Source organism: Streptomyces sp. VTCC 41912, assembly GCF_045799175.1.
GTDB classification, from domain to species: Bacteria; Actinomycetota; Actinomycetes; order Streptomycetales; family Streptomycetaceae; genus Streptomyces; species Streptomyces albulus_C.
On the sequence record NZ_JBJMAB010000035.1, the window covers coordinates 1 to 15,864 of the forward strand.

Consider the following 15,864-nt stretch of genomic DNA (forward strand, 5'->3'; position numbering starts at 1 on the left):
GATGGCGGGCAGGGCGCCGCCCACGCGTTCGGCGAGGCCGCTGACGTCGCTCTCGCCCTGGGCGAGCGCCCAGACGATGTGCAGCCGCGGCGGCGAGGCCAGCAGGCCGAACATCCCGGCCGCCTCGGCCAGCACTTCGGCCGACGGGTCGACCGCCGCGCCCGTACTCCCGCCCGCACCTTCGACGCTCTTCACCACTGCGGCTCTCCCCGTATTAGGCCCCCGGTCGGCCCAGTCTAGGCGGCGCACCCCCGGCCCGTACGGTCGCCGGGGCGGGCGGTGCCCCGGGGGCGGCCGGGGCACCCGGTGGCCGACGGGGCCACCGGCCGCCCCTCGGGCGTCAGTTGACGCACGGGATGCCGCCCTCCTTGACGGAGTCGCCGGCGAAGGCGTCGGACGGCACGGGCGTGGGGGCGGCGTCCTGCCCGCCCGAGCCGGTGGACTTGCCCGACGTCGCCGGCGGGGTGGTGGCCCCGGTGGCCGGCGGGGCGGTGAAGTCGGCGCCGAGGACGACCTGTACGTGCCCGGCGGGCACCGAGGCCGAGGAGACCGGCGCGCCGGCGCTCACGCGGTCGGCGATCTGCCGGGCGGCGTCCTGGGCGCCGGCGCCGTACAGGACGGTGGTGCGCTGCCGGGGCGCGGCGTTGTCCGCGCGGCCCGGGGTGTAGCCGAGCGCGGTCAGCGCCTTGAGTTCGTCGCCGGCGGCCCCCGGCTTCGTCTGCCCGGCGCCGTTGAGGACGTCGACGGTGCCCGGCGCGGCCTTCGTCGACGGCGCGGGCGACGATGCGCCGTCGCCCGCGTCGCCCGCGCTTTCGGACTTCCCGCCGATCAGGGACTGCACGATGGACTGGATCTTGGGGACGTCCACCAGGTTGACGGACTCGCGGTTGCGGGTGGCGAATCCGGCGATCGGCAGGGTGTGGAACACCACGTTCCCGCCGGTCAGGTTGGTGGCCTGTTGGGCGAAGTCCAGCACGTCGAACTTGCTGTCGATCACCAGGTCCTTCTTCACCACGTCGAACAGCCCCTGGAGCTTGCCCAGGTCGCCGAAGACCCCCTCGCTCTTCAGCTTGTGGGTCACCGAGGACAGGAACGCCTGCTGGCGGTGGGTGCGGTCCAGGTCGCCGCCCTCCAGGCCGTGCCGCTGCCGGACGAAGGCGAGCGCCTGCTTCGGGTCGAGCTGCTGGCGGCCCGCCGGGAAGTCGGCGCCCGAGTAGCGGTCCTTCACCGGGTGCTTCAGGCAGACCTCGATGGGCTGGAGGACCTTGGCGATGTCGTAGAAGCCCAGCAGGTTGACCTCGGCGAAGTGGTCGATGGGCACCTTGAGGAAGTTCTGCACGGTGGCCAGCGTCGCCTCCCGACCGGCCTCCCGGCTCCGGCTCTCCAGGTCGGCGCCCTTGACCCCCTGGGCGGAGAACTTGTCGTGGGCGACCGTGTAGGCGTTGGCGTACGCCTCCTTGATCTTGAAGTGCCCCTGGGAGGTGCCGTCCCCGTTGAAGGTCTGCACGTAGTCGTCGCGCGGGATGGAGAACGCGGTGACCTTCCCGCCGTCCGCCGGGATGTGCATCAGGATCAGGGTGTTGGTGTTGTAGTAGCCGATGTCGCTGGACCCGGCGTGCAACTGGTCCCGGACGAACTCCCGCGGCAGGTCGTTGCCGTTCATGTCCTTGCGCGAGTCCAGGCCGATCAGCAGCAGGTTGACGGAGTTGTCCAGGTGCTTGGGCGCGTCCTTGCCGCCGATGGCGTTGAGCGCGTCGGAGGTGGTCAGCCCGCTGCTGACCCAGTTGTACGCCGCCCACGACACCCCGCTGGCCAGGAGGACCAGCGCCGAGGACAGCGCCAGCGCGGTCCGGCCGGCGACGACCAACGGGGAGCGCCGTCGGCCGCCCCGCCCACTGGGCGCGCGGCGGCGTGCGGCCCGGCCGCCCGTCCCGCCGGACTCCCGGTCGTCCGGTCCGTACGGACTCCGCCCGTAGGGGCTCCGCTCGTCATGCACCGCTGTTCCTCCCACTCCGCTTCCGGCCGCCGTGCCGGCCCGCCCGCACGCCCCGGACCAACAGCACCGCGATCAGCACCGCCTCGGCCGCCGCCATGGCCGGGAACCCGTCCACGGCCCAGCGCACCGCCGCCGTCGCCAGCCCCTTGCCCTGGAGGGTGGTGATGCCGGCCGCCTCCTCGCACGCCACGGTGACCACCGCCACCACCAGGGGCGGCGCGGATATCAGCCACCAGGCACCGGCCCGGGTGCAGGTCCGCGCGGCCAGCGCCGCACCGAGCGCCGCGGTGACCGCGAACACCCAGCCCGGCCGGCCCCAGAGCACCGTGTCGACCAGGGCGCCGGCGGCGGCCACCACCAGCGCCACCGCGGCGGCCCGGGCCGCCCGGCGCCCGCGGCCCGCCCGGTCCGGTCGGGCGCCGGCCCGCCCTGGCGCCGGCCCGAGGTCCGTTCCCGGATGCCGCTCCCCGCGGCGGCGGGGACCCGGCACCCGGCGTGACACCCGTGTCGGGTTCCGGGCCAGGTCGTCGTAGCCGTCAGGGGCTTCGGTGCGCTGACCTGTCATTCGCATCCTTTGGACGGTCGGACCGGCGAAGCGGTCTCGGGGCATGCCGCACGGTGGCGGAAGAGAGTGGTTCCGGCCAGGAAGACGACGATTGGGCCGAGCCGGTTTCACGTTCGACTGCTTGATTGCGCAATCTAGCAAGTGTGTCGGGGTGGTCCGTGCCAGCCTCCCGGGGCGCGCCGCGACCGGCCGGGGTGCGGGCGAGCGGGCCGCCCCGCCCCGCCGGCACGCCCCGAGGCCCGGACGGCCGCCCGCCCTCGCTGGCCCTTCGACCGGCTCCGGCGGTATGAAGGGGCCGGACCCGGAACGCCCCTGGGGCGCGTGCACCGGGCGGCGGGAAGCCGGGGAAGGTGCAGGCCGAAGCGGGTGTGAGGCGGGAATCATGCGGTTGACGGTGTTCTGGGAGCGGATGGCGGACCACTTCGGTGCGGCCTACGCCGACTCGTTCGCGCGCGACCACGTGATGGCGGGGCTCGGTGGCCGCACCGTCCACGAGGCGCTGGCGGCGGGCTGGAGCGCCAAGGAGGTCTGGCACGTGGTCTGCACGGTGATGGACGTGCCGCAGGACAAGCGCTGAGCCGGCCCGGACCCGGTGTCGGCCCGGTGCGCGACACTGGGCAGCGTGCGCGTGACAGATGAGACCAGCAGCCGCGACGGCTCCCGCCCCGCCGACCCGCCCCCGGCCCGGCCCGACGACGACCGGTACGGGGCGCGGATGCCGCGCTGGCTGCCGCGCGCCATGGTGCTCGCGCTCGCCCTGGTGGCGTGCTTCCAGCTCGCCACCTGGGGCTTCCACCAGCTGATCGGGCTGCTGCTGAACGTGCTGATCGCGTTCTTCCTGGCCCTGGCCGTCGAGCCGGCCGTCGACTGGATGGCCGCCCGCGGCATGCGGCGCGGACTCGCCACCGGCCTGGTGTTCCTCGCGATCCTCGTCGGCACGATCGGCTTCTTCGCGCTGCTGGGCTCCATGGTGGCCGGGCAGATCGCCACCATGGTCGAGGAGTTCCCGCAGTACCTGGACTCCGTCATCAGCTGGATCAACGACACCTTCCACACCCACCTCTCCCGGGTCCAGGTGCAGAACAACCTGCTGAACTCCGACTGGTTGCAGAAGTACGTCCAGGACAGCGCCAACAACGTCCTGGCGGTCTCCGCGCAGGTGCTCGGCGGGCTCTTCAACCTCCTCACCATCGCGCTGTTCTCGTTCTACTTCGCCGCCGACGGCCCCCGGCTGCGACGGGCGCTGTGCTCGGTGCTGCCGCCCCGCCGGCAGGCCGAGGTGCTGCGCGCCTGGGAGATCGCGGTCGCCAAGACCGGCGGCTACCTCTACTCCCGCGGCCTGATGGCGCTGATCTCCGGCGTCTCGCACTACGTCCTGCTGGAGATCCTGGGCGTGCCCTACGCGCCGGCGCTCGGCATCTGGGTCGGCCTGATCTCGCAGTTCGTGCCGACGATCGGCACGTACCTGGCGGGTGCGCTGCCCATCCTGATCGCGTTCACCGTCAACCCCTGGTACGCGCTGTGGGTCTTCGGCTTCGTCGTGGTCTACCAGCAGTTCGAGAACTACCTCCTCCAGCCCCGGATCACCGCGAAGACCGTGGACATCCACCCCGCCGTCGCGTTCGGCTCGGTGATCGCCGGCACGGCCCTGATGGGCGCGGTCGGCGCGCTGATCGCGATCCCGGCCACCGCGACCCTCCAGGCGTTCCTCGGCGCCTACGTCAAGCGCTACGAGGTCACCGCGGACCCGCGGGCCGGCTTCCGGGCGAGGCGTCGGAGCCGAGCCAGGGACGGTGACGGCGAGGGCGCGTCGGAGCCGGCCCGGGCGGCGCACGGGGAGCCGGCGCGGGCCCCGGAGCGGGAGCCGGCCGCCGGTGCGCCGGGCGGTGAGGAGGGGGCCGTGCCGCAGGCGGCGCGGCCGGCCGGCGAGTGAGGCCGGCGGTGCCGCGGTGCCGGGTGCGGCGCGCTTGACACCAAAATCGAACATCCATTCTTATGGGGGCTCCGGCCGCTCCACGCGGCTCCGGCCCACGGGAATCCCGGGCCGAGCGCCGAGTTATCCACAGGCCGGGTCCGGGTCCGGGCGCATTGTCAGTGGCAGGCGTTAGCGTCATGGACGTGAAGCGATCGACTCAAGCAAACCGGGTGGAACCCATGGCAGGCACCGACCGCGAGAAGGCGCTGGACGCCGCACTCGCACAGATTGAACGGCAATTCGGCAAGGGCGCGGTCATGCGCATGGGCGAGCGGTCCAGGGAGCCCATCGAGATCATCCCGACCGGCTCGACCGCCCTCGACGTCGCGCTCGGCGTCGGCGGCCTGCCGCGCGGCCGGGTCGTGGAGATCTACGGACCGGAGTCCTCCGGTAAGACCACCCTGACCCTGCACGCGGTGGCGAACGCACAGAAGGCCGGCGGCCAGGTCGCGTTCATCGACGCCGAGCACGCCCTGGACCCCGAGTACGCGCAGAAGCTCGGCGTCGACATCGACAACCTCATCCTGTCCCAGCCGGACAACGGCGAGCAGGCGCTGGAGATCGTCGACATGCTGGTCCGCTCCGGCGCCCTGGACCTCATCGTGATCGACTCCGTGGCCGCCCTGGTGCCGCGGGCCGAGATCGAGGGCGAGATGGGCGACTCCCACGTCGGCCTCCAGGCCCGTCTGATGAGCCAGGCCCTGCGGAAGATCACCAGCGCGCTCAACCAGTCCAAGACCACCGCGATCTTCATCAACCAGCTCCGCGAGAAGATCGGCGTGATGTTCGGCTCCCCGGAGACCACGACCGGTGGCCGTGCGCTGAAGTTCTACGCCTCCGTCCGGATCGACATCCGCAGGATCGAGACCCTCAAGGACGGCACCGAGGCGGTCGGCAACCGCACCCGCTGCAAGGTCGTCAAGAACAAGGTCGCACCCCCCTTCAAGCAGGCCGAGTTCGACATCCTCTACGGCCAGGGCATCAGCCGCGAGGGCGGCCTGATCGACATGGGCGTCGAGCACGGCTTCATCCGCAAGTCCGGCGCCTGGTACACCTACGAGGGCGACCAGCTCGGCCAGGGCAAGGAGAACGCCCGCAACTTCCTCAAGGACAACCCCGACCTCGCCAACGAGGTCGAGAAGAAGATCAAGGAGAAGCTGGGCGTCGGCGTGAAGCCCGAGGACGTCGTGGCGGAGCCCGGTACGGACGCCGCCGGCCCGGCCGAGGCGCCGGCCAAGGCCGCCGCACCGGTCGCGGCCGCCAAGAGCGCCAAGGGCGTCAAGGCCGCGGCGGCCAAGAGCTGACGGGCCATGACACGGCGAACGGAATGGCCGGACAGCGCCGGTTTCGGCAGCGCTGCCGGCGACGCCGAGAACCGTAGCCGCCGCAACCGCGGTGCCGCCCCCGAAGAGGACGGCGCCGTCAGGGACGGCGGTGGCTCCCTCCCGTCGAGGGCCGGGTCGGGGCCGCCGCGCACACCCGAGGAGCAGGCGCGGGCGATCTGCCTGCGCCTGCTCACCGGGAGCGCGCGCACCCGCCGGCAGCTGGCGGACGCCCTGCGCGAGCGGGGCATCCCCGACGAGGCCGCGGAGGAGGTGCTCGCCCGCTTCGAGGACGTCGGGTTGATCGACGACGCGGCTTTCGCCGACGCCTGGGTGGAGTCCCGGCACCACGGCCGGGGCCTGGCCCGCCGCGCCCTCGCCCGGGAGCTGCGTACCAAGGGGGTGGACTCCGCCCTGATCGACGAGGCCGTCGGTCGGCTCGACGCCGAACAGGAGGAGTCCACCGCGCGCGAGCTGGTCGCGCGCAAGCTGCGCACGACCCGCGGTCTGGACCGCGACAAGCGGTTGCGCCGGCTGGCCGGCATGCTGGCCCGCAAGGGCTATCCGGAGGGCCTCGCCCTCCGCGTCGTCCGCCGAGCCCTGGAGGAGGAGGGCGAGGACCCGGACCTCCTCGACCACCACCTCCCGGACGCCTGACCGGGCCCGGGATACCGGACCGCGCCGCGCTCGCCCCGGCCCACGACTCCCGGGGCCCGGCCGACCCGGTCGGGGGAGTTGAGCGGGCCGGGCCGCGGCGCCGCCCAACCCGCCGCCCCACGACGGGAGTCGACTCGCCGCCGGCGCTAGCCCTCCGCCGGCAACCCCGCCCCCTGCACCGGCAGCCCCGCCTCCCGCCACGCCTGGAAGCCGCCGATCAGGTCGGTGGCGCGGTGCAGGCCGAGGGCGTGCAGGGAGACCGCGGCGAGGCTGGAGGCGTACCCCTCGTTGCAGATCACCACGATCGGCAGGTCGTGGTGGGTCGCCTCGGGGGCGCGGTGCTCACCCGTGGGATCGAGGCGCCACTCCAGCTCGTTGCGCTCGACGACCAACGCCCCGGGGATGGTCCCGTCGCATTCCCGCAGCCGTGCGTAGCGGATGTCCACCAGCAGCCCGCCGGCCTCCTGGAGCGCCGCGGCCCGTGCGGGGTCCACCCGGTCCAGTCCGCGCCGGGCCCGTGCCAGCAGTTCGTCGACCGCGCTCATCACCACTCCTCCGGACGTTCGACCTCTTCCAGCCGCAGCACCGCGCCGGTGCGGCTGTACCGCCGCATCAGCGGCAGTGGCGGGTAGTAGGCGTGCACCGACACCGCATGGGTGTCGGACGAGAGGTTGAGCACCTGGTGCACGTGGTGCGGGCCGAACGCCCTTCCCCGGCCGTCGCTCAACCGACGCTCCCGGTCGACGTCGTCGGCGAGTTCCAGGGTCTTCCACCCCTCGGTGGGGATCGCGGCGGCGAGCGACTGCTCGGTCAACTCCCCGGCGGCCGCCGCGAAGGCGCCGCGGGAACCGCCGTGGTCGTGCCAGCCGGTGCCGGTGCCGGGCGGCCAGCCGATCAGCCACGCCTCGCTGCCGCCGGGCCCGTCCAGCCGGACCCAGGTGCGGCCTTCCGGATCGAGCGGCAGGGACGCGACCAGCGCGCGGTCGGCGGCGGTGCGGCGGGCGAAGTCGAGGAGTTCGGCGGCGCTGGGGCCGCCGTCCTGGGCGCGGGCGCGCGAGCGCGCAGGCAGATGTACGTCGGGCACGGGAACCGTCCTGAGTGATCGGGAGCGCGACCGCCGGAGTCCGGCGCACTGCCGCGCGGGGAGGACCACCGCGGCGAACGGCCGCGGCGGTGGGGATCAACAGGACGGACGACACGTGCAGCCCGCGTAGCGGACCAGGTCCAGATGGACCCTCCGCCAGAACCGCGAGCTGTGATCAGTCACCCTCGGAGTCAAGCACGGAGCTTCCCGGAGGGTCAACCGGCACCGCGTCCCCCACCGGCTCCGCCACGGCGTCGAGCGGTCCGCCCCCTTGGGCCGGCACGTCCGCGGTCGTTCGGCGGCCCGCCGCCCCGTCCGTCCCGTTCGCCCCGCCGCGCACCGCCTCGGCGCAGGCGGCCAGTTCGTCGGGCCGGACCCCGGACAGCGCGGCGACCAGATGGCCGTCGGGCCGCACCACGAGCACGGTGTGCGCCGCGGCGCCCGGATACGCCTCGGTGACCAGGATCTCCGCACGCATCGGCAGCGCCCCGACCGCGTCCGTCAGCCGCGGCATCAACCCCGCCGACTGCCAGTGCCGTCGGTCCCAGACCCCGGTGCCGGGCGCCACCAGCACCACCAACAGCCCGCGCCCGAGCCGGTCGCGCAGCCCCACCGACGCACCGTCGGAGGCGGTCACCGGCACGTCCACCACCGGTGCCCCCGGGAGGGTGCCGACCGCCGTCTCGCCGGGCAGGCCGTCGGGGGCGGCCAGCGGCGTCCGCGGGTAGGCCGGGGCCGCGCCGAGCGGACCGCGGCCCAGATGGCCGTCGGTCAGCAGGGTGCTGCGTCCGCGCGCCGCGCCGGGCAGCACCGTCCGCCACCGCACCGCGCCACCGTCCCGCAGCAGCGGCAACGCCGAGTCCGCGGCCCGCAGCCGGGCGGCGACCGCGCCCCGCCGCTCGATCTGGTAGCTGTCCAAGAGGTCCTCGGTGGCACCGTGATGCCAGGCCAGGCCCAGTTTCCAGGCGAGGTTCTCGGCGTCCCGCAGGCCCTCGTCCAGGCCCTGGGTGCCCAGGGCGCCGAGCAGGTGGGCGGCGTCGCCGGCCAGGAAGGCGCGACCCCGCCGCCAGGTCCGGGCCAGCCGGTGGTGGACGGTGTGGACGCCGGTGTCGAGGAGTTCGTAGGGCGGGACCAGGCCGGTGTGCGGGCGTCCGCCCGCGGCGCCCTCGTCGGCGGACCCGTCGGCGGCCTCGGCGGCCCAGCCGGCCAGCGAGTCGCGGATCCGGGCCACCAGCGCGTCCGGGGTGACCAGCTCGCGGCCCGGGGGCAGCAGCCAGTCCAGCCGCCAGACCCCGCCGGGCAGCGGCCGGGCGGACACCTCGCTGACCCGGCCGCCCCCGTGCCGGGCCGGCGCGCGGTGCAGCAGGGCCTCGTCGGGCCAGGGGAGTTCGGTGCGCAGCGTGGCCACCGCGTGCCGCTCGACGGCGGTGCGGCCCGGGAAGCGGACGTCCAGCAGCTTGCGGACGGTGGACCGCGGGCCGTCGCAGCCGACCAGGTAACTCCCGCGCCACCACGTCCCGTTGTCCCCGCGGGTCTGGGCGCTGACGCCCTTGTCGTCCTGTTCGACGGCGGCCAGCCGGCTGTCGTGGACGATCTGGGCGAGCGGTTCGCCGGCCAGCGCGGCGCGCAGCGCGCGGGTCAGCGCGTGCTGGGGCAGGTGCACCGGGGACGCGCCGGCACCGGAGTCGTCCCGGTCCGGCGCGCCGGTGCCGTCGGCGGCGAACGCGACCCGTTCCAGCAGTCGGCGGCGGCGCATGGTGCGCCACGCCGACCAGCGGGCGCCGTCGGCCGCCAGGGACTCCGCGCAGCCGAGCCGGGCGGCGAACGCCGCGGTGTCCGGGCGGAGCACGACGGTGCGGGCCGGCCGGACCTCCTCCTTGCCGCCGGTCTCGTCGAGGACGACGACGGGGACGCCGTGCCGGGTCAGGGTGAGGGCGAGGGCGAGACCGACCGGGCCGGCCCCGACGACGATCACCGGCTCCACGGGGCGGCTCCCTGGATCCGGCGGTGCGTACGGGACGTGCGGGAACTGACGGTGGGGGCCCGGTGCGTGATCACACAGCGTATGCAACCCATTGCGGCCGCTGGCGTCAAGTGACGGAGGCGGTGGCGCCGTTGCCACCGCCTCCGGACGGTCGGTGCCGGCCGCGGGGCGACCGGACGTTCCGTCAGTCCTTCGTGGCCGCCGGCGCGTCGGCGACCGGACCGGTCGGTTCCGCGGCGTCCGCGGCCGCCACCGGCTCCGCGGCCGGGGCCACGCCGATGCCGGTGCGGGCCCGGCGGCCGCGCCGCTCGATCCAGTTGGCCAGGGCGGACAGCGCCAGGCACATCGCCACGTAGATGCTGCCGATGACGGTGATCACCGGGATGTAGGTGTCGTTCCCGTTGACGATGATGTTGGTGCTCATCAGCCGGGCGGTGTAGAGGAGTTCCTCGAAGGTGATGATGTAGCCCAGCGAGGTGTCCTTCAGGGTCACCACCAGCTGGCTGATGATCGTCGGCAGCATCGCGCGGATCGCCTGGGGGACCAGCACCGTCGTCATGACCTGCGTCTTGGTCATGCCGAGCGCGTACGCGGCCTCCCGCTGGCCCTTGGGCACGGCGTTGATGCCGGCCCGCAGCACCTCGGCCTGCACCGAACCGTTGTAGACCGTCAGGCCCACGACCAGGGCCCAGAACTGCGGCTGGCTGCCGGTCAGGCCCAGCGCGTCACGGTTGGTGAGGAGGATGACCCACAGCGCGTAGATGGTGATCAGCAGCGGGACGGCGCGGAACAGCTCGATGAAGCCGGTGGCCAGCCAGCGGACCGGCTTGTGGTCGGAGAGCCGGGCCACCGCCAGCAGCACGCCCAGGGCCAGCGACAGCACCGCCGCCACCGCGAAGACCTGGAGGGTGGTCAGCACGCCGTCGCGGATGCTGGTCCGCACGCCGGCGTAGTTGAAGATCCGCCAGACCTCGGGGTCCAGCTGGCCCTTGGAGTCCAGCCGCAGGATCGCGAAGGCGATCAGTCCCAGCACCGCCAGCGCGCCGATGACGCTGTAGATGCGGTTGCGGGCCTTCGCCTTCGGCCCCGGCACGTCGTAGAGGACGCTCGCGCCACTCATGCCCTTACCTCGCTTCGTCCCGTTGCGCCGGTGCGCGGCGACGGCGCCCGTCCGTGGGTGTCGTTCCTGGTGTTGCGGCCGTCGGATCCGCTCATCGGGCGACCCCCATCCGGCGCTCCAGCAGCCGGAACAGGCCGCTGATCGCGAAGGTGATGACGAGGTAGGCGAGCGCCGTCCACAGGAAGATCCAGGCGATCGCGTAGCCCTTGTCGTTGAGCAGCTTGGAGACGTTGAAGAGCTCGCCGTACCCGAACGCGCCGGCGATCGCGGAGTTCTTGGTGAGCGCGATGATGATGCTGCTCAGCGGCGGGATCACGGTGCGGGTGGCCTGCGGGAGCACGATCAGCCGGAGCGTCTGGGAGAAGCTCATGCCCAGGCTCCGGGCCGCCTCCGCCTGCCCCAGCGGCACGGTGCTGATGCCGGACCGCACCGCCTCGCACACGAACGACGACGTGTAGAAGCCGAGCGCCAACGTGCCCAGGACGTAGGGGCTGGCCCCCTGGAAGATGATCTGTGGCACGACGAAGAACGCGACCAGGAAGAGCAGCGTCAGGGGCGTGTTGCGCAGCACCGTCACCCAGGCCGTGCCGAAGACGCGCAGCGGCGGGACCGGAGAGACCCGGAAACCGGCTATGAGCACGCCGAGCACCAGCGCGAGCAGCGCGGCGGACGCGGTGATCGCCAGGGTTCCGAGGAACCCGTCCCGGAACTCGGGCAGATAATCGAGGAGTACGTTCATGGGGTCTCCGCGGTAGCGGTCGGGTCGGCGGCGGGGAACGGCGGGGTACTACGGGGGCACCGCGCGGCACCGCCCGCAGGTCGGTGGGGCGCGCGGAAGGCAGCGCGCCCCGCACACCCGTCGCGGCGGGCGTACGGGGCGGCGCTGTCCGGTGCGTTGCGCGGGCCGTCAGTAGCGCGGCAGCGGCGTCTCCGGGGCGACGTAGGGGGAGCCGGACTTGCCGAGCGTGCCCTCGTACGCCTTCTTGTAGTCACCGTTCTTGATGTGGTTCTCCAGCGCGGTGGTGATCGCGTCGCGCAGGGCCTTGTCGTCCTTGCCCAGGCCGACGCCGTAGGGCTCCTTGGTGAAGGGCTTCCCGACGACCCGCAGCTTGCCCGGGCGCTGGGCGGCGTAGCCCTTGAGGATCGCGTCGTCGGTGGTGACCGCGTCGACCGACCCGTCCAGCAGGGACTTCACGCAGTCCGAGTACTTCGACAGCTCGGTGGTGACCGCGCCGTACTTCGGCTTCTTGATCTCCTGGAGCGGGGTGGAGCCGACGATCGAGCAGACCTTCTTGCCCTGGAGGGCATCCGGCCCGGTGATGGCCTTGTCGTCCTGGCGCACCAGGAGGTCGGCGCCGGCGGTGTAGTACGGGCCCGCGAAGCTGACCTGCTTCTTGCGCTCGTCGTTGATCGTGTACGTGCCGACGTAGTAGTCGACCTGGCCCTTGGAGATGGCGGTCTCACGGACGTTCGAGTCGACCGTCTGGAAGTTGATCTGCTTGTCGGAGAAGCCCAGGTCGGCGGCGACCATCTTGGCGATCTCGATGTCGAAGCCGGAGTAGGTGTTGGTCGCCGGGTCCTTGAAGCCGAGGAACGGCTGGTCGGCCTTGACACCGATGGTGATCTTGCCGGCCTTCTGGGCCTTCTTCAGCGTCGCGGAGTCGACCTTGACGTCCTTGGCGACCTTGTAGTCGGCGCTGTAGACGTCGCTTCCGGGCTGCTTGTCGCCCGCCGAGCCCGACTCGCCACCGCAGGCGGTCGCCGTCGCCGCGAGCGCGAGCACCATGGCACCCGCAGCAGCCGTCTTACGCATCCTCATGGTGAACATCCTTTGGTTCAACAGGTGTTGGCAATCATGGTGGCCCAACCGCGGCCTCAGTGATGGAGGATCTTCGACAGGAAGTCCTTTGCCCGGTCGCTGCGCGGGTTGTTGAAGAACTGGTTCGGTTCGGCCTCTTCGATGATCTTGCCGTCCGCCATGAAGACGACCCGGTTCGCCGCGGAGCGCGCGAACCCCATCTCGTGGGTGACCACGACCATCGTCATCCCGTCCCGGGCGAGCTGCTGCATGACCTCCAGCACCTCGTTGATCATCTCCGGGTCCAGGGCCGAGGTCGGCTCGTCGAAGAGCATCACCTTCGGGTCCATCGCCAGGGCGCGGGCGATCGCCACCCGCTGCTGCTGGCCGCCGGAAAGCTGTGCGGGGTACTTCTCCGCCTGGGCGCCGACGCCGACCCGGTCGAGCAGCGCGCGGGCCTTCTCCTCCGCGGCCGCCTTGTCCGTCTTGCGGACCTTGGTCTGGCCCAGCATCACGTTCTCCAGCACCGTCTTGTGCGCGAAGAGGTTGAAGGACTGGAACACCATGCCCACGTCGGCGCGCAGTCGGGCCAGCTCGCGCCCCTCCTGGGGCAGCGGCTTGGCGTCGATGCTGATGTCGCCGGTGTCGATGGTCTCCAGGCGGTTGATCGTGCGGCAGAGGGTGGACTTGCCGGACCCGGAGGGCCCGATCACCACGACCACCTCGCCGCGTCGGATCGTCAGGTTGATGTCCTGGAGCACGTGCAGCGCGCCGAAGTGCTTGTTCACCTTGTCCAGGACGACCAACGGCTCACCCGTGGGCGCAGGGCCCCCGGCGTTCTTGGTCACCGGTACTTCGCTCATCGGCGTACAGCTCCGTCCTCCTCGGTTGGGAGGACCCTAATGACGGCCCGCGACCAGCGTCATTACATCTGAGGGAGAATTGAGCATAACGATCCGGCCGCAAACGGACACTTAGGGTGAACGGGCGGCTGGGGGCCCTCGGCGCGGTTACCGACGGTATGCGGTCGGGGGGTACCGGCTGGGTAACGGATGGCGGCGCGGAGGCGGCGTCCTCTTGACGGGCGGGCCACCCATCGCCGTAGATGCCCTGTGGCCCGTACGCACACCGGAGGGGAGGGGCCCATGAGACTGCTGCTCGTCGAGGACGACGACCACGTCGCCGCGGCCCTGTCCGCGGTGCTGTCCCGGCACGGGCTGACCGTCGTGCACGCCCGCAGCGGCGGGGAGGCGCTCCAGGCGCTGCTGCCCGACGACGCCGAACCGTTCGCCGTGGTGCTGCTCGACCTCGGGCTGCCCGACCAGGACGGCTTCGAGGTGTGCGGCCGGATCCGGAAGGTCTCCGCCACCCCGGTCATCATGGTCACCGCGCGCTCCGACGTCCGCTCCCGGATACACGGCCTCAACCTCGGCGCCGACGACTACGTCGTCAAGCCCTACGACACCGGTGAACTCCTCGCCCGCATCCACGCGGTGAGCCGGCGCACCGGCGCCCCGGGCGGTCCCGGCGACGCACCGGTCGAGGAACCCGGCCCCGGCGAGCCGCTCCGCCTCGGCGCGCTCACCGTCGAACTCCCCACCCGCCAGGTGTCCGTGGACGGCTCCGTGGTCCCGCTGACCCGCAAGGAGTTCGACCTGCTCGCGCTGCTCGCGCAGCGCCCCGGCGTGGTCTTCCGCCGGGAGCAGATCATCAGCGAGGTCTGGCGGACGAGTTGGGAGGGCACCGGCCGCACGCTGGAGGTGCACGTCGCCTCGCTCCGCGCCAAACTCCGCATGCCGGCGCTGATCGAGACGATCCGCGGCGTCGGCTACCGCCTGGTCGCACCGGCCGCCGGCCCCGCCGCGGGCCTCCGCCCGCCGGCCCCCTGACGGCTGCCCGGCCCCGTGCGCACCCGACTCCTCCCGCTCCTCATCGTGCTGATGGCCGGCGTGCTGCTCGCGCTCGGCGTCCCGCTCGGCGTGATCACCGCCGGGGTGGAGCAGCAGAAGGTGGTGGTCGACCGGATCGACGACGCCGCCCGGTTCGCCTCCCTCGCCCAGTTCGTCACCGCCCGCCCCAGCGCCGCCGCCGACAGCAAGACCCCCGAGGAGGACGAACGGCTGGCCACCCTGCGCGCCGAACTCCTGCGCTACCAGGAGCTCTACGGGATCCGCGCCGGCGTCTTCTACCGCGACCGCACCCCGATGGCCGCCGCCCCCCGGGACCTGACGGTGCCCGCCGACGGCGAGGGCGCCCAGGCGTTCAGCGAGGCGCTGGCCGGCCGCCGCAGCCACGACCCGCACCAGGTCTGGCCCTGGGACGACACCGGCCGGATCGCGGTCGCCTCGCCCGTCGTCCGGGACGGCGACGTGATCGCCGTGGTCGTCACCGACTCGCCCACCGGGCAGATGCGCAGCCGCATCCTGCACGGCTGGCTGCTGATCGCGGCCGGCGAGTGCGCGGCCATGCTGGTGGCCGTCGCGGCGGCGTTCCGGCTCACCGGCTGGGTGCTGCGGCCGGTGCGGGTGCTCGACGCGGCCAGCCACGACATCGCCACCGGCCTGATGAAGGCCCGGGTCGCCGCCACCGCAGGACCGCCCGAACTCCGCCGACTGGCACGCTCGTTCAACGAGATGGCCGACCACGTCGAGGACGTCCTGGAGCAGCAGCGCGCCTTCGTCGCCGACGCCTCGCACCAACTGCGCAACCCGCTCTCCGCGCTGCTGCTGCGGATCGAGCTGCTGGCCCTCGAACTCCCCGAGGGCAACGAGGAGATCGCCTCCGTGCGCACCGAGGGCAAGCGGCTGGCCCGGGTCCTGGACGACCTCCTCGACCTGGCGCTCGCCGAGCACACCGCCGCCGACCTCCACCTCACCGACATCGCGGCGCTGACCGTCGAACGCGTCGACGCCTGGCGCCCGCTCGCCGAGGACCGGGGCGTCCGCCTCAGCTACGAGGGCCACCTGGCGGTCACCGGCTGGGCCGACCCGGTGGCCCTCTCCAGCGCCCTGGACGCGGTGGTCGACAACGCCCTGAAGTTCACCCCGGCCGGCGAACCCGTCACGGTGGCCGTGGCCCCCGACGGCGAACGCGTCACCGTCACCGTCGCCGACCGCGGCCCCGGGCTCACCGAGGACGAACTGGCCCGGATCGGCGACCGCTTCTGGCGCAGCAGCCGCCACCAGAACGTCTCGGGCTCCGGCCTGGGCCTGTCCATCACCCGCGCACTGCTCGCGGCCGGCGGCGCCACCATCGACTACGCGCCGCACCCGCCGCACGGCTTGGAGGTCACCGTCTCGGTCCCGCGCAACGCCCCCTGAGCGGCCGGCCCCCGCGCCGCGGCGCGCCGACGCCGCCCGGACG

General features: G+C 73.1%; 16 protein-coding genes and 1 pseudogene. 6 read left to right on the plus strand and 11 right to left on the minus strand.

Annotated elements, in window-relative coordinates; all coding sequences use genetic code 11:
* The 3 genes and pseudogenes from ACJ6WD_RS32555 to ACJ6WD_RS32565 all read right to left on the minus strand — a co-directional run.
* A pseudogene (locus ACJ6WD_RS32555) lies at nt 1-198 on the minus strand (transcriptional regulator); the annotation flags it as partial.
* Nucleotides 199-340: 142 nt separating this feature from the next.
* On the minus strand, nt 341-1,996 hold the full coding sequence (locus ACJ6WD_RS32560) for an LCP family protein (protein ID WP_233660274.1): 1,656 nt from the start codon (nt 1,994-1,996) through the stop codon (nt 341-343).
* The gene (locus ACJ6WD_RS32565) at nt 1,989-2,561 is read right to left on the minus strand and encodes a DUF6542 domain-containing protein (RefSeq protein ID WP_233660275.1); all 573 of its coding nucleotides are present in this window, start codon (nt 2,559-2,561) and stop codon (nt 1,989-1,991) included. The genes ACJ6WD_RS32560 and ACJ6WD_RS32565 overlap by 8 nt, the downstream gene beginning before the upstream one ends.
* Nucleotides 2,562-2,943: 382 nt before the next feature.
* Between ACJ6WD_RS32565 and ACJ6WD_RS32570 the strand changes: the two genes are divergently transcribed.
* From ACJ6WD_RS32570 to recX, 4 genes are all read left to right on the plus strand, one after another.
* The gene (locus tag ACJ6WD_RS32570) at nt 2,944-3,138 is read left to right on the plus strand and encodes a DUF3046 domain-containing protein (protein ID WP_016572781.1); all 195 of its coding nucleotides are present in this window, start codon (nt 2,944-2,946) and stop codon (nt 3,136-3,138) included.
* A 45-nt stretch (nt 3,139-3,183) separates the two neighbouring features.
* Entirely contained in the window at nt 3,184-4,494 is a 1,311-nt protein-coding gene (locus tag ACJ6WD_RS32575) for an AI-2E family transporter (protein WP_331248632.1), read from the plus strand.
* 221 nt (nt 4,495-4,715) lie between these two features.
* A complete protein-coding gene (gene recA / locus ACJ6WD_RS32580; protein ID WP_233660277.1) occupies nt 4,716-5,840 on the plus strand; it encodes a recombinase RecA in 1,125 nt (374 codons plus the stop codon).
* Between the two features lie 6 nt (nt 5,841-5,846).
* Entirely contained in the window at nt 5,847-6,515 is a 669-nt protein-coding gene (gene recX / locus ACJ6WD_RS32585; protein ID WP_038522120.1) for a recombination regulator RecX, read from the plus strand.
* Nucleotides 6,516-6,661: 146 nt separating this feature from the next.
* Here recX and ACJ6WD_RS32590 read toward each other — a convergent pair whose 3' ends face one another.
* From ACJ6WD_RS32590 to ACJ6WD_RS32625, 8 genes are all read right to left on the minus strand, one after another.
* A complete protein-coding gene (locus tag ACJ6WD_RS32590) occupies nt 6,662-7,060 on the minus strand; it encodes a rhodanese-like domain-containing protein (RefSeq protein ID WP_407617092.1) in 399 nt (132 codons plus the stop codon).
* A complete protein-coding gene (locus ACJ6WD_RS32595) occupies nt 7,060-7,599 on the minus strand; it encodes a cysteine dioxygenase type I (RefSeq protein ID WP_016574520.1) in 540 nt (179 codons plus the stop codon). Before ACJ6WD_RS32595 ends, ACJ6WD_RS32590 begins: the two co-directional genes overlap by 1 nt.
* Before the next feature lie 96 nt (nt 7,600-7,695).
* A complete protein-coding gene (locus tag ACJ6WD_RS32600) occupies nt 7,696-7,782 on the minus strand; it encodes a putative leader peptide (protein WP_311203421.1) in 87 nt (28 codons plus the stop codon).
* Nucleotides 7,775-9,583 (minus strand): FAD-dependent monooxygenase, encoded by a 1,809-nt coding sequence (locus tag ACJ6WD_RS32605; RefSeq protein ID WP_407617093.1) that lies wholly within the window; start codon nt 9,581-9,583, stop codon nt 7,775-7,777. Before ACJ6WD_RS32605 ends, ACJ6WD_RS32600 begins: the two co-directional genes overlap by 8 nt.
* Nucleotides 9,584-9,767: 184 nt before the next feature.
* Nucleotides 9,768-10,703: an amino acid ABC transporter permease gene (locus tag ACJ6WD_RS32610; protein ID WP_233660281.1), complete on the minus strand. Its 936-nt coding sequence runs from the start codon at nt 10,701-10,703 to the stop codon at nt 9,768-9,770.
* A 91-nt stretch (nt 10,704-10,794) separates the two neighbouring features.
* Nucleotides 10,795-11,442 carry an amino acid ABC transporter permease gene (locus ACJ6WD_RS32615; RefSeq protein ID WP_233660282.1) on the minus strand — a complete coding sequence of 216 codons (648 nt, stop codon included), beginning with the start codon at nt 11,440-11,442 and terminating at the stop codon, nt 10,795-10,797.
* A gap of 168 nt (nt 11,443-11,610) precedes the next feature.
* A complete protein-coding gene (locus ACJ6WD_RS32620) occupies nt 11,611-12,522 on the minus strand; it encodes a glutamate ABC transporter substrate-binding protein (protein WP_233660283.1) in 912 nt (303 codons plus the stop codon).
* A gap of 56 nt (nt 12,523-12,578) precedes the next feature.
* A complete protein-coding gene (locus ACJ6WD_RS32625; protein ID WP_407617094.1) occupies nt 12,579-13,364 on the minus strand; it encodes an amino acid ABC transporter ATP-binding protein in 786 nt (261 codons plus the stop codon).
* A 282-nt stretch (nt 13,365-13,646) separates the two neighbouring features.
* Between ACJ6WD_RS32625 and ACJ6WD_RS32630 the strand changes: the two genes are divergently transcribed.
* Nucleotides 13,647-14,390, plus strand: coding sequence for a response regulator transcription factor (locus ACJ6WD_RS32630; RefSeq protein ID WP_331248635.1), 744 nt, complete (start codon nt 13,647-13,649; stop codon nt 14,388-14,390).
* Nucleotides 14,391-14,405: 15 nt separating this feature from the next.
* Nucleotides 14,406-15,821 (plus strand): sensor histidine kinase, encoded by a 1,416-nt coding sequence (locus ACJ6WD_RS32635; protein ID WP_376442289.1) that lies wholly within the window; start codon nt 14,406-14,408, stop codon nt 15,819-15,821.
* Nucleotides 15,822-15,864: the final 43 nt, after the last annotated feature.